Genomic DNA, 18,745 nt, shown 5'->3' with positions numbered 1-18,745 from the left:
TCAGATAGCGTCGATACCGGATTCGCCGGTCCGGATACGTACAACTTCTTCGATATTGGAGACAAAAATCTTGCCGTCGCCAATACGCCCGGTCTGTGCAGCCTTGCGGATCGCCTCAATGGCAGCCTCGACAGACTCATCGCCCAGAACGATCTCGACTTTGACCTTTGGCAGGAAGTCGACAACATATTCAGCGCCGCGATACAGTTCCGTATGACCTTTCTGACGGCCGAAACCTTTGGCTTCGGTCACGGTAATGCCCTGAAGCCCCACTTCCTGCAGTGCCTCTTTCACCTCATCCAGCTTGAATGGTTTGATGATGGCTTCGATTTTCTTCATCAGAGAACAATCTCCCTATGGTATTGCTAAACGGACCTCTTGCCCGCTTGCCTCAACAAAAAGCAGGAAGCATGCCAAGTCGAGAGCATGCGCTAAATATTTCCGGTAATTCTATTTTATCGATACGGGAGCAGGGTGATTGGCAATTTTACGATCACCCTGCTCAACAAAAAACGACCTATCGCAAAGTTCATTTGATGAAAAAATAATCAAACTGATCATAAATAAGGCATTTCCGTTTCTTCTCTGAATTAAAGACGCTCTTTTAAAGCCTGTGCTGCCTGCGGAGCGCGCACTTTGCCCTCGTGAATGAAATAGGCAAAAACATCCCGTGGTTTCTTCTCAAGCTTCGTAGCGGGAGCGGCGAGCGGCAAATCATCGGGTTGCTCGCCCTTTGCCCAAAGTTTGACCCGATCTGCCCATTGATCAAGCTCTTTGGCTGGGTAGGCAGTCGCAACAGCATCATCACCCTTCTGCAGGCGGGCATAGACGAAATCCGCTGTCACATCGGCGATCTCAGGATAGTCGAAATGGTGAGCATAAACGACGGCGACATTCTTCTTGCGCAGGAGCGCGATGAAATCCGGATCGATAAACGAGGGATGACGCACTTCAACCGTATGACGCAGGGCGATGCCGCCTTCCTTATCAGGGAGAAGATCAAGGAACGCCCCGAAATCTTCCACATCGAATTTCTTCGTGGGTGCAAATTGCCAGAGCAGCGGGCCGAGCCGGTCGGCAAGTTCGGCAATACCGGATTTGATAAAGCGTTGCATCGATTCACCCGCTTCTGCGAGAACCCGGCGATTGGTGACGAAACGATTGCCTTTGACGGAGAAGATGAAGCCATTGGGCACCGAGCTCGCCCATTTGGCAAAGGTTTCCGGTTTTTGCGTGCCGTAATACGTGCTGTTGATCTCAATGGTGCTGAGATGCTGACCGGCATATTCGAGCTCTTTGGCTTTCGATAGACCCTTGGGGTAGAAGGTGCCGCGCCAAGGTTCGAAAATCCAGCCGCCAATGCCGGTTCTAATTGTTCCGCTTGTTGTCATAACCTTCTCCTCCCGGGCAAATTATATTCAAGCATCATAGATAGCGAAAACCCGCCGTTTTCGGCGGGTTTTTGTTTATTCTGCCGCCGCTTGGGCTCGCGTACCCGGCCGCCGCTGCAACAGTTCCTTCAGGAATTTGCCAGTGTAGGAGCGGGGCTCCTCCACAATATCCTCCGGCCGGCCAACCGCAACGATCTCGCCGCCACCATCGCCGCCCTCCGGACCAAGATCGATGACCCAGTCGGCTGTTTTGATGACTTCGAGGTTGTGCTCGATGACAACAACCGTATTTCCCTGGTCAACAAGCTCATGCAGCACTTCAAGAAGTTTTGCTACGTCGTGGAAATGCAAGCCGGTTGTCGGCTCATCCAGAATATAGAGCGTCCGTCCGGTAGCCTTGCGTGACAATTCCTTGGCGAGCTTGATGCGCTGGGCTTCACCGCCAGACAACGTGTTTGCCTGTTGACCGACATGGATATAGCCGAGACCAACCTTGGCCAGGGTCTGCAGCTTGTCGCGCACGGCAGGAACGGCAGCGAAGAATTCGGCGCCTTCCTCGACAGTCATATCCAGCACATCGGCAATGGACTTACCCTTGAACAGGACTTCCAGCGTTTCGCGGTTGTAGCGCTTGCCATGGCAGACGTCACAGGTGACATAGACGTCAGGCAGGAAGTGCATCTCGATCTTGATCACACCATCGCCCTGGCAGGCCTCGCAGCGGCCGCCCTTGACGTTGAACGAGAAGCGCCCGGGCTGATAGCCGCGCGCTTTTGCTTCCGGCAGACCGGCAAACCAGTCACGGATGGGCGTAAATGCACCGGTATAGGTTGCCGGGTTGGAACGCGGCGTGCGGCCAATCGGCGACTGATCAATATCGATGACCTTGTCGAGGAATTCGAGCCCGTCGATGCGGTCATGTTCTGCCGGCTGCTCGCGTGAGCCCATGATGCGGCGTGATGCTGATTTGAACAGCGTCTCGATCAGGAAGGTTGACTTGCCACCCCCTGATACGCCTGTGACGGCGGTGAAGGTGCCAAGGGGTATTTCAGCCGAAACGTTCTTGAGGTTGTTGCCGCGTGCGCCGACAATCTTGATACGCTTCTTGTTGAGCTTGCGCCGCTCCGCAGGCACCGGCACTTCGATCGCACCGGACAGATACTTGCCCGTCAGCGATTTCGGGCTAGACATGATGTCGGCGGGTGAGCCCTGCGCGATGATTTCGCCGCCGTGGATACCGGCAGCCGGCCCAATATCAACCACATAATCAGCCGTCAGAATGGCATCTTCGTCGTGCTCGACGACAATAACGGTGTTGCCGAGATCGCGCAGGTGTCGGAGCGTCTTCAACAGCTGTTCATTGTCGCGTTGATGCAGGCCAATGGATGGCTCATCCAGGACATAGAGCACGCCTGTTAGCCCCGAGCCAATCTGCGAAGCCAGACGAATACGCTGGCTTTCGCCGCCGGACAGCGTGCCGGAATTGCGCGACAGGGCGAGATAGTCGAGACCAACGTCATTGAGAAAGCGCAGGCGTTCGCGGATTTCCTTGAGAATGCGCGCCGCAATTTCCGTCTGCTTCTCGTTAAAGCTCTTGTCGATATCGCTGAACCACGCATCCGCATGACGGATGGATTTTTCCGTGATCTGGCCGATATGCAGCCCGCCGATCTTCACGGCCAATGCTTCCGGCTTGAGGCGATAGCCGCCACAGGCCGGGCAGGGCGTGCCAGACATGAAACGTTCGATCTCTTCACGCGACCAAGCCGAATCTGTTTCCTTCCAGCGCCGTTCCAGATTGGGAATGACCCCTTCAAATGGCTTTGTCGTTTTGTAGGAACGCAAACCGTCATCATAGGAGAAGTGAATTTCGCGGTTGCCAGTGCCGTGCAGAATGGCATTCTGTGCTTCTTCGTTGATATCGCGCCAACGATCGCCAAGCTTGAATCCGTAAGCGCCGCCCAGCGCATCTAGTGTCTGATTATAATAAGGTGAACTCGACTTGGACCAGGGTGCAATCGCACCGCCCTTCAATGTCAGGCTTTCGTCAGGCACGATCAGGTTGGGATCAATAGCCTTCTGCGTCCCCAGACCATCACAGGTGGGGCAGGCACCAAACGGATTGTTGAACGAGAACAGGCGCGGCTCGATTTCGGCAATGGTAAAGCCAGATACCGGGCAGGCGAATTTTTCCGAGAACATCAAACGCTCGTGCGTCTCGTTCTTCGACTTGTTGGCGGATTCGCTTGAGGTCTCGTCGGATGGCAGCGGCTTGTCGGCGAATTCGGCCAATGCAATGCCATCGGCCAGTTTCAGCGCTGTTTCCAGACTGTCGGCAAGACGTGCCGAAATGTCCGGGCGCACCACAACGCGGTCAACAACCACATCGATGTCATGCTTGTACTTTTTGTCGAGCGCCGGAACATCAGCAATCTCGTAGAAAATTCCATCGACCTTGACGCGCTGGAAACCGCGTTTCTGCAAATCCGCCAGTTCCTTGCGGTATTCGCCTTTGCGTCCGCGCACGATGGGCGCAAGAATGAACAGGCGGGTGCCTTCTTCCTGCGCCAGCACACGGTCTACCATCTGGCTGACAGTCTGGCTTTCAATCGGCAAGCCTGTTGCGGGCGAGTAAGGAATGCCCACGCGGGCATAAAGCAGGCGCAGATAATCATAGATTTCCGTCACAGTGCCGACAGTGGAGCGCGGATTACGGCTCGTTGTCTTCTGCTCGATGGAAATGGCAGGGGACAGGCCGTCGATCTGGTCGACATCCGGCTTCTGCATCATCTCAAGAAACTGCCTTGCATAGGCCGACAGGCTCTCGACATAACGCCGCTGGCCTTCCGCATAGATCGTATCGAAGGCAAGCGATGATTTACCCGATCCTGACAGGCCGGTCATGACAATCAGCTTGTCGCGCGGCAGGTCAAGATCAATGTTCTTCAAATTGTGCTCGCGGGCACCGCGAATGGATATAAATTTCTGATCGCTCATGACTGTCACGCCGTTATGGGGGAGGAACTGGCTCGCTGGCCGGAGTCTTTCCCTTATTTAGAAAGTTTCCAGCAAATTACGAGGCTGCACCTGAGTTGGAATCACCATAGCCATGTTGACATCCATAGAGCAAGTGATAGAACAAAAAAAGAACAAATATTGCAGGCGGTCAAAAACCGGCGCAAAACTTGGCTTTGCTGAGTGTGTAACGCGTTCATGCGCAGGATTGTTGCATTGAGGAAATGTGTGCCTGGCAAACCCTCCTGACAGATTTGTCAGGAGAGTGTCAGCTGACAGTCTTTTGGCAGGAGTGTCAGTATGCCGGGACGGCAGAGATTGAGGCAGAGCAGTATTTTGTGGATAGAGCCAGACAGTTGCCCTCGAAGTGAGTGGCTCCTGTATGATGGCGCAAAATCGAAAAGCTAATTTTGTGGAGTATTTTTATGGCGGGCAGTGTCAACAAGGTGATTTTGGTCGGCAATCTGGGTAAAGATCCGGAAGTTCGGAAAATGGGCTCGGGCGATCCCGTCGTCAGTTTCAGTATCGCCACATCGGAAAGCTGGCGCGATAAGAACAGCGGCGAGCGTAAGGAAAAGACCGAGTGGCACAATATTGTCATTTTCAATGACAACCTCGCCAAGGTTGCTGAACAATATCTGAAAAAAGGCATGAAGGTTTATATCGAAGGCGCCTTGCAGACCCGCAAGTGGCAGGATCAGACCGGCAACGAGCGTTATACGACAGAAATCGTTCTGCAGAAATTCCGCGGTGAATTGCAGATGCTGGATTCACGCGGCGAGGGCGCCGGTTCCGGCGGCGGCCGTTCGTTCGACAATTCGAGCCGTGGTCAGGTTTCGGACAACGGCGATTACGGTTCGGACTTCAACCGTGGCAGTTCATCGTCTTCCTCCGGCAACAGCAATGCGGGCGGCGGCAATTTCTCGCGTGATCTCGACGATGAGATTCCGTTCTGATCGGAGAACGCATCGCGCCGCTGCGGTGAAATACCTGTGATACAATGACAAGAGTATTTCCCACGGTTTAAGAGACACGGACGTCCGCATCTTTGGCGGGCGTCAGGGCGAGAAGGTCCGGCACTTATAAGATGGCCCGTGTTCCGCAAAAATCTGGTTTTACCGGGAAGGCCGGTATCCACTTTTCCAAATCAGTGATTTTGCGCCCATTTACCGGACATTTTCCTCTATCGCGGTTCCTGCTTGTTGGTTGATCATTGCACAGTTTCGCATTTTGGTGTGCGACGTCCCTCGGCGGCAAACAGCTCCGATAAAAAGCCGTATAACCGAATGAAGAATCCTTGATTCCTGCGGAGTGGCGGAGGCACAAGGTCAACTGGCTGCAGTTCGCTTGGATTGATCCATTGCGCATCATAAACATCCCTGAAGAAATAGCTTGCCGGTATCATTTGCATTCTCCATTTTGAATCGGTTCAATTTTGAAATAGAACCCAAAGTTTGAACCGGTTCAATTATATGATCACCTGATCGACTGTCAAGTTAATTGAATCGATACAACTTTGTGCTAGTTTCGAAACTGGTGATTAGGGAGATTCAGGATTGACCAAGGGCAAAGTCAGGCTTGCGGATATTGCCAAGGCAGCAGGCGTATCGCAGGGAACGGCTTCCAACGTATTCAGCCGGCCGGAAGTGGTCAGAGACGAAGTGCGTGAGTACGTTCTGGCCGTGGCCAAAGAACATGGCTATGCCGGTCCGAGTGTAACTGGCAGACTTTTGCGTGCGGGAAAGGTCAATGCAATAGGCGTGGCGGCGATTGAACCGCTTGCGTATTTTTTTGATGATCCGTGGGCAAGGGCGTTTTTGACAGCGCTTGCTGAGGTGTGCGACGCCCGGGGGACGGGCCTGACGCTTGTGTCAGCCCGAAACCAGCAGAAACTGAGCTGGAACATCCAGAGTGCTCTGGTCGATGGATTTGTGCTTCTTTGCGTTGAAGGCGGAGAAAGGCTTGTTGAGCTCACCCGTGAAAGGCAATTGCCCTTTATCAGTCTGGCATTGGGCAGTGACGACCAGTCGATCCCGGCCATCGGCGTGAACAATATCGACGGGGCGGCCACGGCGGCCCGGCATCTGACAGGTTTGGGGCACCGGCGTTTTGCCGTTCTGGCAACTGAATTCACGGATGACCACGTGGGACGTGTCAGCGTTCAAGATGTCGAGCGCGGGATATATTCGACGTCGCGCGACCGCGCGGCCGGATATTGGCATGCGCTGGCAGAAACTGGCATTTCGCGGGAGGAAGTCCCGGTCTTCGAAACCCAGAATGACCGGCAAAGCGTTCACGCCTGTCTTGAGCAGATTTTTGCCTCCGCAGCACCTCCGACAGCGATTCTCGCCATGTCCGACAATATTGCGATACTGGCGATGGCTTGGCTCGCGGGCCGGGGACTGAATGTCCCCGACGATATTTCCATTGTTGGTTTCGATGGGGTGCCGGAAGGCGGTTTGTTCAAACCAGGTCTGACCACGATGGCCCAGCCGTTTGAGGAATTGGCGATACGTGCCGTGAGCGCCATTCTGGACGATACCATGCCGATGGAGCAGGATATCCTCGATGTGAAACTGGCGGTGAGAGGCAGCACCGTTGCGCCGAAAATATGACCAGGGTTCATCGCTTTAAGCAGGCACCTCATCATGTTTGCTGATTTTGGTGTCTATGCCGGATTGTTCGCGGCGGCTTTTGCGGCCGCAACCATTTTGCCGATGCAATCGGAAGCGCTGCTTGCAGGCTTGCTGCTGACACATTCCTATCCCGCATCCGTCCTTCTCGCTGTTGCCAGCCTTGGCAACGTGCTCGGCTCGGTCCTCAATTGGCTGCTTGGACGCGGCATTGAGCAGTTTCGCCAGCGCAAATGGTTTCCCGCCAGCGAAGCCCAGCTTGAGCGCGCCGCGCGCTGGTATCAGCGCTATGGCAAATGGACGCTGATTCTCAGCTGGGTACCAGTCATTGGTGATCCGCTGACTGTTATTGCCGGTGTGTTGCGTGAGCCATTGTGGCGTTTTGTGCTCATTGTGGCGGTTGCCAAAACGGCGCGCTATCTCGCCGTGTATGCATTGGCGAGCAGCTGGTAGAGCGTCAGGGATGCATTTTTGCGCCTTTGGTGATTTTGTCGACGATCTTCTTTTCAGCGCGCAGCGCAATGCCGACAACCCTGGCATCGTCTGGCGCAAACCGGGCAAATGTGGCGCGGTTGAGCTGGTCATAGCCGGTCGAAAACATTTCTTCGACATAAAGGCAGGATTTGACCTCACGCTCCAGCGAGCGGCGATGGATTGCCGACAGAGTGGCCTGATCTGCTGTGAGTATGATCAGCGGCTGGATGGGCAGGGCATGATAATGATGGCCTGCGCGGTCTACATAGGGTTCGCCGATCAGGCCGGGAGTCGGCGCAACAAGGCCGCCCGTGAGGAATGACGAGACATTGAGTTTCTGCCATGTCGCGAGATCATCACGCACAACGATTGCAATTTTCGTATCAAACACCAAATCTAGGTCTCCATTCATGGGTCGAGAGTGTGGGATGCCAAGTGAAAGCCTAAGAGAGGAAGCCCTGCGCGGTCTTGGACGTTTGTGCGAACGTCCGGTGCGCGACGCGATCACGTCGGCGCCTTCCAATCCGGGGGTTGAGCGAATGGAAGCGCGCTTTACCGGCAATGCATTCGAACCGCATCGGCACGATACCTATGCCATTGGCATTACGCTGCACGGGGTTCAGACCTTCCGCTATCGCGGCGAAAAACGGCAAAGCCTGCCGGGCAACATCATGGTTCTGCATCCCGATGAGGTCCATGATGGCGGCGCGGGTACTGATGAGGGCTTGCGTTACCGGATGATCTATCTTGAACCAGCATTGGCGCTGGAAGCCCTCGGCAGCACCCATGCCGCGCTGCCCTTCGTCCATGATCCGGTTTTCGCTGATGCGTCCATTGTTTCGACCCTGTCCACGGCATTTGCCAGTCTGGACGAGGAAATGGATGAACTTCTGGTGGATGACATCGTCTCGCGGCTGACTGACGGACTGTCGCGGCATGCCAGTCAACCGGATAAGCTGCTGGGCCGGCCAGCCATGCAACAGGCTGGCCGCGCACGGGAATATCTTGCCGACAATGCCCTGCGGCAGGTGCGCTCGCAGGAGTTGGAAGTTGTGAGCGGGCTTGACCGCTATGCGCTATCCCGGCATTTTCGCGCCCTCTATGCCACCAGCCCGCATCGTTTTCAGCTGATGCGCCGTCTGCAGCGGGCCAAGGAGCTGATGAAATTTGGCGTTCCGCTGGCAGAGATTGCCGCCGAAACCGGGTTCACCGATCAAAGCCATCTCAACCGGCAGTTCAAGAAAGCCTTTGGCATGACGCCTGGACGCTGGGCAATGCTGACCACCGCCAGCCGTAAGGTTTGACCTTTCTACCGGAGGTCTGATACCTATTGTGCAGCGCACAAGGAGCCTGACATGACGGACACGACGACGCCTTCGAACACCCCGCACCGGGTGGTCATTGTCGGTGGCGGGTTTGGCGGTCTGGAGGCGGCTCATTACTTGCGCAACAGCGATATCGCGGTGACCCTTGTCGACCAGCGCAATCACCATCTTTTCCAGCCGCTGCTTTATCAGGTGGCAACATCGACGCTGGCAACTTCGGAAATCGCATGGCCTATCCGCCATCTCCTGCGCAAATACAGCAATATCAAAACGTTGCTCGGAACTGTTGAAAGCGTTGATACGAAGGCGCGAACCATTTCGACGGCGGATGGCGAGGTTATTCCCTATGATACGCTGGTGCTGGCGACGGGCGCACGCCATGCCTATTTCGGTCATGATGACTGGGAGCCCTATGCGCCTGGACTGAAGACACTGGAAGATGCCACGACGATCCGGCGACGTATCCTGACGGCGTTTGAAAAGGCCGAACGGGAGCCGGATCCGAAGAAACGCCAGGATTTGCTGACATTTGTGATCATCGGCGGCGGGCCGACCGGTGTCGAGATTGCGGGAACAATTGCCGACCTTGCCCGCGATACGCTGAAAGGCGAGTTCCGGGTCATCGATCCCGCAACGGCGCAGGTGGTGCTTATTGAAGGCGGAGACCGCATTCTTGGCGCGTTTTCCGAGGATTTGTCGGCCTATGCGCAGCGGGCACTCGAGAAGCTTGGCGTGCAGGTGCATCTGGGAAATCCGGTGATGAAATGTCACGCGGACGGTGTGGAATATGCAGGAAAATCACTCGGGGCAGGCACGATTATCTGGGCTGCAGGAGTGCAGGCATCACCGGCGGCGAAATGGCTGAATGCATCGGCTGACCGGGCAGGGCGCGTTGTGGTCAATGATGATCTGACAGCGCCTGAGCATTCGGATATTTTTGTTATCGGCGATACCGCGACGGTCAAGAACGGTGACAAGGGCCCTGTTCCCGGTATTGCGCCTGCCGCCAAACAGCAGGGCGTCCATATTGGCAAGACGATCAAGGCGCGACTGGCGGGCGATACAACGCCGAGACCGTTCCGCTATCGCCATGCAGGCAATCTTGCGACCATCGGCAAACGCGCGGCGGTGACAGATTTCGGCTTCATCACGTTCAAGGGCTATATCGCCTGGTGGCTCTGGGGGCTGGCGCACATCTACTTCCTCATCGGTGTGCGCAACCGTCTTGCTGTGGCGATGAGCTGGCTATGGATTTCCGTCAGCGGCGCGCGCAGTGCGCGATTGATTACGCAGAGAGACGCTGCCGAGGAAGATCATATCGCTTAGGTGGCAATAAAAGTCTTGATACCATCTGCCACGAATTGTACCGCCAGAGCCGCAAGGATGACGCCCAGCAGGCGCGTAAGGATCGAGCGGCCTGTTTCACCCAAGAAGCGGTCCACGCGCTCAGCGAGGAAAAATACCACATAGGATGCGGCGATACAGATGAGGATGATACCGATCAGCGCCAGACGCGATGTGGGTTCGGACAGGGTGCCTGCAAGCAGGATCGTTGCGGAAATGGCGCCGGGGCCTGCAATCAGCGGAATGGCAAGCGGAAAGGCGGCGATATTACGGATATGATCCTTGGTGATGGCGACGGTTGCGCTCTTCTCATGACGCTCCTGCCGCCGCTCGAAAATCATTTCGAAGGCGATCCAGAACAGGAGCAGGCCGCCCGCGATGCGGAAGGCGCCGATGGTGATGCCGAACAGCGCCAGAATCTGCGCACCGGCAACGGCGAAAATCGTCAGAACCACGAAAGCAGTGATGCTGGCGCGCAAGGCAACCTGACTGCGCTCCTTGCGGTTCATACCCCGCGTCAGCGCAAGAAAAAGCGGTGCCAGTCCCGGAGGGTCGATCGTCACCATCAAGGTAACGAGCGCATTGAGCAGGGTGTCATAAAGCGCCACGATTTTGCTTTTCTTCTCTGATTGAAGCTGTCCTAGCGTACCGGATTCGCGGTGAAGCGTCGATAAAGTTGAGATTTTGCAACCAAGTTTTTCACTGATTGAAATGAACTGTTGTATCCCATTGAAAACAAAGGGTTTTCAGCTGTGTATTGCGGTGTCTCCGGTTGGCTTTTGCGTTCAAAAGCCGCTATAAGATGAAGATTGATTCTATACGAAAGATGAGTGCCTCGTGTCTGAACTAACCCCACCATCCGGCCCAGAAGACGATAAACCAGGCGGAAATTTCGGCATCGAGCCAATTTCCATTATCGAGGAGATGCAAAACTCCTATCTCTCCTATGCCATGAGCGTGATCGTCAGCCGTGCGCTGCCAGACGTGCGTGACGGCCTGAAGCCAGTGCATCGGCGTATCCTGCATGCGATGAACGAGATGGGCCTGTCGTGGAACAGATCCTATCGTAAATCTGCCGGTGTGGTCGGTGAAGTGATGGGTAAATACCATCCGCATGGCGACGCATCGATCTACGATGCGCTGGTTCGTATGGCGCAGGATTGGTCGCTGCGCGATCCGCTGGTGGATGGGCAGGGCAATTTCGGCTCCATCGATGGCGATTCCCCGGCGGCGATGCGTTATACGGAATGCCGTCTGGAGAAGGTCACTCAATCGCTGCTTGAAGATATCGACAAGGAAACTGTTGATTTTCAGGACAATTATGACGGCCGCGAGCAGGAGCCAATGGTTCTTCCGGCTCGTTTCCCCAACCTTCTGGTGAATGGTTCCGGTGGTATTGCCGTTGGTATGGCGACGAATATCCCGCCGCACAATCTGGCTGAGGTTATCAACGGCTGTATTGCGCTCATTGACAATCCGCTGATCGATCTGCCGGAGCTGATGGAAATCATTCCCGGTCCCGATTTCCCGACGGGCGGTATTGTTCTTGGGCGCTCGGGCATCCATTCGGCCTATAGTACCGGACGCGGTTCGATCCTGATGCGCGGCAAGGTCGCCATCGAACCGATGCGCGGCGACCGCGAAGCAATCATCATCACCGAAGTGCCTTATCAGGTGAACAAGGCGACGATGATTGAAAAGATGGCGGATCTTGTGCGCGAAAAGCGCATCGAGGGCATTTCCGACATCCGCGACGAGTCGGATCGTGATGGTTATCGCGTCGTTGTTGAATTGAAGCGCGATGCGGTTGCCGATGTCATCGTCAATCAGCTCTATCGCTTTACGCCGCTGCAGTCCTCGTTTGGCGCCAACATGGTGGCGCTTAATGGCGGCAAGCCAGGCCTTCTCAACCTCATGGACATTCTGCGGGCCTTTGTCGCCTTCCGTGAGGAAGTTGTCAGCCGCCGCACGAAATTCCTGCTGCGCAAGGCGCGTGACCGTGCGCATGTCTTGGTCGGTCTGGCTATTGCTGTTGCCAATATTGACGAGATCATCGCCTTGATCCGCCAGGCGCCGGACCCGGCCACCGCGCGTGACCAGTTGATGGAACGCCGCTGGCCCGCCAATGATGTGGCACCACTGATCACCCTGATCGCTGATCCGCGTCACACGCTCAATGACGACAACACTTATAATCTGTCGGAAGAGCAGGCCCGCGCCATTCTCGATCTGCGTCTGCAGCGCCTGACGGCGCTCGGCCGTGATGAAATTGCTGATGAACTCAACAAGATTGGCGTTGAAATCAAGGATTACCTTGAAATCCTGGCTTCGCGTCAGCGTATCATGCAGATCGTCAAGGACGAACTTGCTGCCATTCGCGACGAATTTGGCTCCCCGCGCCGCACGGAACTGACCGATGGCGGCGCCGATATGGATGACGAAGACCTGATCGCCCGTGAAGACATGGTCGTGACGGTCAGCCATGCCGGCTATATCAAGCGGGTGCCATTGACGACCTATCGTGCGCAGCGCCGCGGCGGCAAGGGCCGTTCCGGTGTTTCGATGAAGGACGAGGATTTCGTCACACGGCTGTTTGTGGCCAATACCCACACGCCGATGCTGTTCTTCTCATCGCGCGGCATTGTTTATAAGGAAAAGGTCTGGCGTCTGCCAATCGGTACGCCGCAGTCACGCGGCAAGGCGCTGATCAATATGTTGCCGCTCGAACAGGGCGAACGCATCACCACAATCATGCCATTGCCCGAAGACGAGGCAAGCTGGACCAATCTTGACGTGATGTTTGCCACGACGCGCGGCACCGTGCGCCGGAACAAGCTTTCCGACTTCGTTCAGGTCAACCGCAACGGCAAGATCGCGATGAAGCTGGAAGAAGAGGGTGATGAGATCCTCGGCGTCGATACATGTGACGAGTTTGATGATGTGCTGCTGACAGCCGCTGGCGGTCAGTGCATTCGCTTCCCTGTGACGGATGTACGCGTATTCGCCGGCCGTAATTCGATCGGTGTGCGCGGCATTACGCTGGCCAAGGGCGATACGCTGATCTCGATGGCAATTCTTGCCCACGTGGATGCGAGCCCGGCGGAACGTTCGGCATATCTGAAACAGGCTGCGGCAGACCGGCGTGCGCAGGGTGCTGACGATGTTGAGGAAATCGCATTGGTTGGTGAAGAAGCCACGGATGTGGCGGATCTCAATGCAGAACGCTATGCCGAATTGCGTGATCGTGAAGAGACAGTTCTGACCGTTAGCGAATATGGCTATGGCAAGCGCTCGTCGTCCTATGAGTTCCGCGTTTCAGGACGTGGCGGCAAGGGCATTCGTGCGACAGATACGTCGAAAACCGACGAAATCGGCAAGCTTGTCTCGCTGTTCCCGGTCGAAGCTTCGGATCAGATTCTGCTTGTATCGGATCGTGGCCAGCTGATCCGCGTGCCGGTCAACGGCATACGCGTTGCCGGTCGCTCTACAAAGGGCGTGACAATCTTCAATACAGCCGATGGCGAGAAGGTTGTTTCGGTCGAGCGGATTTCGGAAACCGATAGCGACGACGAAGAACTTGAAGCAGTTGTATCCGCAGAAGAGGCAGATGGATCTGCCCCAACAGGTGGTTCTGAAGAGATTTAGAACTGACGACGATTATTCGTCGGATACACACCAAAGCGGGAGGTCTTTACTTTGGCTTCCCGCTTTTTGCTTTCTTCCATCATCATGACGACGGCGGAAACCATCATCGCAATCATCATGCCGACGCTAAGAAGAATAAACATTATCAGTCCTTTCGATCTTCAGCTTTCTTATGGTTAACAACGCACTAAGAGCCAAAAGGTTTCATTTTCTGACTCTGGTATAGTTAATGGCAGCTGAATACTTGCTGATCGGGCCGTTCATCTACCGTTCATTTAACCTGCGCTTGATCCCGTGCTAACCATTGAAAGCGCCTGATAAAACGGTTAGGAGACGGTATGAAAATCGCAATCTATGCCGGATCGTTTGATCCCATCACCAATGGCCACATGGATGTGCTGCAGGGTTCTTTGCGCCTGGCGGACAAGGTGTTTGTCGCCATTGGCATCCATCCCGGCAAGGCGCCGCTGTTTTCTTTTGACGAGCGGGTGGACCTGATCAAACGGGTATCCAAGGAGTTCTTCGGGAGGGATAGCGAGCGGCTCGAAGTCATTGCGTTCGATGGTTTGCTGATTGATGCGGCGCGCAAGCACGGCGCATCGCTGATGGTGCGCGGGCTGCGTGACGGAACCGATCTTGACTACGAAATGCAGATGGCCGGCATGAACGGCAAGATGGCGCCGGAACTGCAAACCGTCTTCCTTCCATCCGATCCTTCGGTTCGAACCATTACTGCCACATTGGTTCGGCAGATTGCGGCTATGGGGGGCGACACCAGACACTTTGCTCCCGCACTTGTTGTTGAGGCGCTCAAAGCCAAATTCAAATAAGGGCCGAATTCAAACAGGGCTCAAGACCAATCCCGATCCTTTGGAGACTTTCATGTCCGTATTTCGCACTGCGCTTCTTGTGGCGGCCGTTTCTTCCCTGTCTTTTGCGTCGCTAAGCCCCAGTTGGGCCGATGACGCGAACACCATGACGATCAAGCTCAAGGACGGTGACGTCAAGATCGAACTGCGTCCCGATCTTGCGCCCAAGCATGTCGAGCAGATCAAGGCCCTTGCCAAGGAAGGCGCTTATAACAGTGTCGTGTTCCACCGCGTCATTCCGGGCTTCATGGCCCAGACAGGCGACGTCCAGTATGGCAATACCGAGAAGGGCTACAATCAGGCGGCGGCTGGAACCGGCGGTTCGAAGCGTCCTGATCTGCCAGCGGAGTTCTCAAAGGAACCATTCGTTCGCGGAACTGTTGGTATGGCACGTTCCTCAAATCCGAACTCGGCCAATTCGCAATTCTTTATCATGTTCGACAATGGCTCATTCCTGAATGGCCAGTACACGGTCGTCGGCAAGGTGACGAGCGGTATGGAAACGGTCGACAAGATCAAAAAAGGCAACGAAGCACAGAATGGTGCTGTCGATAGCCCGGACAAGATGATCAAGGTTACTGTCGGTCCGGCGAAATAATTCAATCAATCAATAGGAGATGCCGGAAATGGCTTACAAAGATCCAGAAAACACAATCTTGCTTGAAACCACCAAGGGCAACGTTGTCATTGAACTCTATCCTGATTTGGCTCCCGGTCATGTGGAGCGGATCAAGGAACTCGCACGCGAAGGCGCCTATGACGGCGTTGTTTTCCATCGTGTGATCGATGGCTTCATGGCACAGACCGGTGACGTCAAGTTCGGCAAGCAGGGTGGTTCTTCTTTCAATCCATCGCGCGCCGGCATGGGCGGTTCGGAAAAGCCTGATCTCAAGGCTGAATTCTCCAATGCCAACCACGGCCGCGGCGCTTGCTCGATGGCCCGTTCGCAGAACCCGAACTCGGCTAATTCGCAGTTCTTCATCTGCTTCGACGACGCTGCATTCCTGAACCGTCAATACACCGTATGGGGTCAGGTTATCGAAGGCATGGACAATGTTGACAAGATCAAGCGCGGCGAGCCGGTGCAGGATCCGGATTCCATCGTTTCCATGCGCGTTGCCGCAGACGCCGAATAGATCATTGACCCATTATGCGTGTTGATCTTTTCGATTTCGATCTGCCGGAAGAAAACATCGCATTGAGACCTGCAGAGCCGCGCGATTCAGCGCGGCTTTTGCTTGTTCAGGCGGGTAGTTCTGGATTTGAGGACAGTTCCGTCAAGCATCTTGGCGATTTCCTGCGTGCCGGTGATGCATTGGTTTTTAACGATACCAAGGTGATACCGGCGCAACTTGAAGGTTTTCGCGAGCGCGAAGGCGTCAAAGCCCAGATCAGTGCGACGCTGCATATGCGCGTGGGGCCGGATCGCTGGAAAGCCTTTCTGCGCCCAGGCAAACGCGTCAAGCAGGGTGAGTGCATCGACTTCGGCGATGGCAACAATGCCTGTCTGCTTGGATCCCTGCAGGCGACAGTTGCGGAAAAAGGCGAGGCAGGCGAGGCGTTGCTCGTATTCGATTTCAGCGGTGCAGATCTGGATCAGGCGATTGCTGCCGTGGGGCATATTCCGTTGCCGCCTTATATCGCGTCGAAGCGTGCCGAAGATGGCCGCGACCGTGAGGATTATCAGACCATTTATGCCCGCGAAGAGGGTGCCGTTGCCGCGCCGACCGCCGGACTGCATTTTACCCCCGCATTGCTTGAGGATTTGAAGCTCCTGGGCATCGAACAGCATTATGTAACGCTGCATGTGGGCGCCGGAACATTTCTGCCGGTGAAGGCAGACGATACCGCCGATCACAAAATGCATGCGGAGATTGGTCATGTGGACCAGAAAACTGCTGACGCATTGAATGCGGTGAGAGCGCGTGGCGGGCGGATTGTCAGTGTTGGCACCACGTCGCTACGGCTGCTTGAAAGTGCCACAACCGAAGACGGCGTTATCAAGGCATGGTCCGGACCGACGGATATTTTCATCACTCCCGGCTATAAGTTCCGCGCCGTCGATCTGTTGATGACCAATTTCCACCTGCCGCGTTCGACCCTGTTCATGCTGGTTTCTGCCTTCAGCGGCTTTGAACGTATGCATGCCGCGTATGAATACGCGGTCAAAAATCACTACCGCTTCTATTCCTATGGTGATGCAAGCCTGTTATGGCGATCCCCATCATGACAGAAAACTTTGAATTCAAGCTCATCGCCTCCGACGGCAAGGCCCGCCGTGGTGAAATCACCATGCCGCGCGGCACCGTACGCACGCCTGCCTTTATGCCCGTCGGTACGGCCGGAACGGTCAAAGCCATGTATATGGATCAGGTCGCCGATCTGGGCGCCGATATCATCCTTGGCAATACCTATCATTTGATGTTGCGTCCAAGCGCGGAACGTATCGCCAAACTGGGTGGTCTGCACGATTTCGCCCGCTGGCAGGGACCGATCCTTACGGATTCCGGCGGCTTTCAGGTCATGTCACTGGCGCAATTGCGCAAGCTTGATGAGAAGGGTGTGACCTTCCGTTCACATATCGATGGCCGTGCCTATGAGATGAGCCCCGAACGCTCGATCGAAATTCAAGGCCTGCTGGATTCCGATATCCAGATGCAGCTTGATGAATGTGTCGCGCTGCCATCAACACCGAAAGACATTCAGCGCGCCATGGAATTGTCGCTGCGCTGGGCGGAGCGCTGCAAGGTGGCGTTCGGCAATCAGCCTGGCAAGGCTATGTTTGGCATCGTGCAGGGCGGCGATGTGCCGGATCTGCGCATCCGCTCGGCGCAGGCACTGAAGGCCATGGACCTCAAAGGTTATGCGGTGGGTGGTCTGGCTGTGGGCGAGCCGCAGGAAGTCATGCTCGACATGCTCGACATTACCTGTCCTGAATTGCCTGCGGAAAAGCCGCGCTATCTGATGGGTGTTGGAACACCGGATGACATCATTAAATCCGTGGCGCGCGGCATTGATATGTTCGATTGCGTGATGCCAACCCGGGCAGGACGCCATGGTCTTGCGTTCACCCGTCGCGGCAAGGTCAATCTGCGCAATGCCCGCCATGCGGATGATCCGCGTCCGCTGGATAAAGAATCCTCATGCCCGGCCGCGCGTGATTACAGCCGTGCCTATTTGCATCATCTGGTTAAATCGGGTGAGGCGCTGGGCGGCATGCTGCTGACATGGAACAATCTGGCCTATTACCAGCAGTTGATGCAGGGCATCCGTGGTTCCATCGAAGCCGGGCGTTTCAGTGCTTTTACGGAAGACACGCAAGGCGCTTGGGCACAGGGCGACATCGCGCCCTACGCCTGATCTTGCGTCGTGGCTGACTGGGACGGCTTGTCTGGATCGCAGGGAGCGAACAGCTGGCGCAAGCCGTCAATCGCAGCAATCTGATCTTCGTGCGTCACCGTATCCATGTCGAACAGTTTCAGACTGCGCAGGCCTTCGATGGTCAGGAATGCGATGAGGGCCATAGTCGGGTCTTCCGAATTTTCCTTCATCCGCTCGAGGAGCTGCTTGTTGTAGCGTCGGATGGGATCGATGAAACTTGGATCATTGGCTATGGCCGCCAATATGCCTGACGGTTCCGGCTCGTTCAGCACAAATTCGGCGCGATAAACCTCGATACAGGCCTGAACGACGCTGTTCACCTTGTGGTTGCGCCGGGCTTCCTGCATGCGCAGTGATTCGTCAAATTCGGCCACATGGTGCTCGACAAGCGCTTCGAGCAATTTGGCCTTGGTTGGAAATGTATAAAGCAATCCGCCTTTTGAAAGTCCCGCTCGGCGCGCAACCGCATCGAGGGAGAGATGGACAGGGCCCACCTCCATGGCGATTTCTGCAGCTGCCTGCAGGATTTTATCTTTTGTCGTGAGAACTGCCGCCCGCATCCCGCTCTTTCTTTTTAAATTATTAGTTCCATAAGGAATCCCGCTTCTATTGACTTTACCGTCCAGACGGTACAGTAAATTGCGCGTGGCAATCAAGTCCACATCACG

Annotated in this window: 19 protein-coding genes; 12 read left to right on the top strand and 7 right to left on the bottom strand. The window is 55.4% G+C overall.

Annotated elements, in window-relative coordinates:
- Positions 1 to 339, bottom strand: coding sequence for a P-II family nitrogen regulator (locus HB779_RS14515; protein ID WP_008123000.1), 339 nt, complete (start codon positions 337 to 339; stop codon positions 1 to 3).
- A 17-nt stretch (positions 340 to 356) separates the two neighbouring features.
- Here HB779_RS14515 and HB779_RS14510 point away from each other — a divergent pair, with 17 nt between their 5' ends.
- Positions 357 to 548 (top strand): hypothetical protein, encoded by a 192-nt coding sequence (locus tag HB779_RS14510; RefSeq protein WP_188343050.1) that lies wholly within the window; start codon positions 357 to 359, stop codon positions 546 to 548.
- A gap of 42 nt (positions 549 to 590) precedes the next feature.
- Here HB779_RS14510 and HB779_RS14505 read toward each other — a convergent pair whose 3' ends face one another.
- Together HB779_RS14505 and uvrA are read right to left on the bottom strand one after the other, a co-directional pair.
- Positions 591 to 1,391, bottom strand: a complete 801-nt coding sequence (locus HB779_RS14505; protein ID WP_188343049.1) for a DUF72 domain-containing protein — start codon at positions 1,389 to 1,391, stop codon at positions 591 to 593.
- A 75-nt stretch (positions 1,392 to 1,466) separates the two neighbouring features.
- A complete protein-coding gene (gene uvrA, locus HB779_RS14500; RefSeq protein WP_188343048.1) occupies positions 1,467 to 4,388 on the bottom strand; it encodes an excinuclease ABC subunit UvrA in 2,922 nt (973 codons plus the stop codon).
- Positions 4,389 to 4,831: 443 nt separating this feature from the next.
- Here uvrA and ssb point away from each other — a divergent pair, with 443 nt between their 5' ends.
- The 3 genes from ssb (at position 4,832) to HB779_RS14485 (ending at position 7,492) form a co-directional block, all read left to right on the top strand.
- Positions 4,832 to 5,362, top strand: coding sequence for a single-stranded DNA-binding protein (gene ssb, locus HB779_RS14495; RefSeq protein ID WP_188343047.1), 531 nt, complete (start codon positions 4,832 to 4,834; stop codon positions 5,360 to 5,362).
- 600 nt (positions 5,363 to 5,962) lie between these two features.
- Positions 5,963 to 7,021 carry a LacI family DNA-binding transcriptional regulator gene (locus tag HB779_RS14490; protein ID WP_188343046.1) on the top strand — a complete coding sequence of 353 codons (1,059 nt, stop codon included), beginning with the start codon at positions 5,963 to 5,965 and terminating at the stop codon, positions 7,019 to 7,021.
- 33 nt (positions 7,022 to 7,054) lie between these two features.
- A complete protein-coding gene (locus HB779_RS14485) occupies positions 7,055 to 7,492 on the top strand; it encodes a YqaA family protein (protein ID WP_188343045.1) in 438 nt (145 codons plus the stop codon).
- A gap of 4 nt (positions 7,493 to 7,496) precedes the next feature.
- Here the strand turns inward: HB779_RS14485 and HB779_RS14480 are convergent, their stop codons facing one another.
- Positions 7,497 to 7,904, bottom strand: coding sequence for a DUF2000 family protein (locus HB779_RS14480; RefSeq protein ID WP_188343044.1), 408 nt, complete (start codon positions 7,902 to 7,904; stop codon positions 7,497 to 7,499).
- A 37-nt stretch (positions 7,905 to 7,941) separates the two neighbouring features.
- On the opposite strand from HB779_RS14480, the gene HB779_RS14475 reads away from it, so the two are divergent.
- Both HB779_RS14475 and HB779_RS14470 read left to right on the top strand, forming a co-directional pair.
- Entirely contained in the window at positions 7,942 to 8,817 is an 876-nt protein-coding gene (locus HB779_RS14475) for an AraC family transcriptional regulator (protein ID WP_188343043.1), read from the top strand.
- Between the two features lie 51 nt (positions 8,818 to 8,868).
- Entirely contained in the window at positions 8,869 to 10,164 is a 1,296-nt protein-coding gene (locus tag HB779_RS14470) for an NAD(P)/FAD-dependent oxidoreductase (protein WP_188343042.1), read from the top strand.
- On the opposite strand, the gene HB779_RS14465 is transcribed toward HB779_RS14470, so the two are convergent.
- A complete protein-coding gene (locus HB779_RS14465) occupies positions 10,161 to 10,790 on the bottom strand; it encodes a MarC family protein (protein ID WP_188343041.1) in 630 nt (209 codons plus the stop codon). The genes HB779_RS14470 and HB779_RS14465 overlap by 4 nt on opposite strands.
- 229 nt (positions 10,791 to 11,019) lie before the next feature.
- Here HB779_RS14465 and gyrA point away from each other — a divergent pair, with 229 nt between their 5' ends.
- Positions 11,020 to 13,827, top strand: a complete 2,808-nt coding sequence (gyrA, locus tag HB779_RS14460) for a DNA gyrase subunit A (RefSeq protein WP_256440602.1) — start codon at positions 11,020 to 11,022, stop codon at positions 13,825 to 13,827.
- On the opposite strand, the gene HB779_RS14455 is transcribed toward gyrA, so the two are convergent.
- On the bottom strand, positions 13,824 to 13,970 hold the full coding sequence (locus HB779_RS14455; protein ID WP_188343040.1) for a hypothetical protein: 147 nt from the start codon (positions 13,968 to 13,970) through the stop codon (positions 13,824 to 13,826). The two genes, gyrA and HB779_RS14455, sit on opposite strands and share 4 nt — an antisense overlap.
- 195 nt (positions 13,971 to 14,165) lie before the next feature.
- Here HB779_RS14455 and coaD point away from each other — a divergent pair, with 195 nt between their 5' ends.
- From coaD to tgt, 5 genes are read left to right on the top strand one after another with little or no spacing between them, the layout of a single operon-like run.
- Positions 14,166 to 14,657: a pantetheine-phosphate adenylyltransferase gene (gene coaD, locus HB779_RS14450; protein WP_188343039.1), complete on the top strand. Its 492-nt coding sequence runs from the start codon at positions 14,166 to 14,168 to the stop codon at positions 14,655 to 14,657.
- Between the two features lie 52 nt (positions 14,658 to 14,709).
- A complete protein-coding gene (locus tag HB779_RS14445) occupies positions 14,710 to 15,294 on the top strand; it encodes a peptidylprolyl isomerase (protein ID WP_188343038.1) in 585 nt (194 codons plus the stop codon).
- 28 nt (positions 15,295 to 15,322) lie between these two features.
- Positions 15,323 to 15,832, top strand: coding sequence for a peptidylprolyl isomerase (locus HB779_RS14440; protein ID WP_188343037.1), 510 nt, complete (start codon positions 15,323 to 15,325; stop codon positions 15,830 to 15,832).
- A 14-nt stretch (positions 15,833 to 15,846) separates the two neighbouring features.
- Positions 15,847 to 16,926 carry a tRNA preQ1(34) S-adenosylmethionine ribosyltransferase-isomerase QueA gene (gene queA, locus HB779_RS14435; RefSeq protein WP_188343036.1) on the top strand — a complete coding sequence of 360 codons (1,080 nt, stop codon included), beginning with the start codon at positions 15,847 to 15,849 and terminating at the stop codon, positions 16,924 to 16,926.
- Positions 16,923 to 18,056 (top strand): tRNA guanosine(34) transglycosylase Tgt, encoded by a 1,134-nt coding sequence (gene tgt, locus HB779_RS14430; RefSeq protein ID WP_188343035.1) that lies wholly within the window; start codon positions 16,923 to 16,925, stop codon positions 18,054 to 18,056. The genes queA and tgt overlap by 4 nt, the downstream gene beginning before the upstream one ends.
- On the opposite strand, the gene HB779_RS14425 is transcribed toward tgt, so the two are convergent.
- Complete coding sequence (locus HB779_RS14425; RefSeq protein ID WP_188343034.1) at positions 18,047 to 18,637, bottom strand: TetR/AcrR family transcriptional regulator; 591 nt, start codon at positions 18,635 to 18,637, stop codon at positions 18,047 to 18,049. The genes tgt and HB779_RS14425 overlap by 10 nt on opposite strands.
- Between the last annotated feature and the right edge of the window lie 108 nt (positions 18,638 to 18,745).

It is taken from the genome of Phyllobacterium sp. 628 (assembly GCF_014189505.1).
Classification (GTDB): Bacteria; Pseudomonadota; Alphaproteobacteria; order Rhizobiales; family Rhizobiaceae; genus Phyllobacterium.
Note: the sequence above shows the minus strand (reverse complement) of the source record. Positions and strands in the feature narration are given on the sequence as shown.